1 protein-coding gene is annotated in these 259 nt (G+C 49.8%); it reads left to right on the top strand.

Annotated features, from left to right (window positions below; genetic code table 11):
• Positions 1-76 precede the first annotated feature (76 nt).
• The coding region (locus FQ664_RS26315) for a DUF4862 family protein (protein ID WP_144175918.1) at positions 77-259 on the top strand (183 nt) is incomplete at its 3' end.

Consider the following 259-nt stretch of genomic DNA (forward strand, 5'->3'; position numbering starts at 1 on the left):
CCCCTATTCGTAAAATTGTTGTAAAAGTAGCGCTCAGTGCGCTGAATTAATTCCGCCTGACAGGCAGGAGCCATAAATGAAAAACCCTGACGTCGGTTATATTATCGGCGCGTATCCCTGCGCGCCGTCGTTTCACCAGAAAAATGAATATGAGGAAAGTCTGTTCTGGCGACAGCTTGCCGATACGCCGCACATTCGCGGCATTGAACAGCCATGCCTGGAAAATTTACACCCGTATGGCGACGACTGGTTACTGACG

Origin of the sequence: Pseudomonas persica (assembly GCF_900291015.1) — a bacterium.
Taxonomy (GTDB): domain Bacteria; phylum Pseudomonadota; class Gammaproteobacteria; order Pseudomonadales; family Pseudomonadaceae; genus Aquipseudomonas.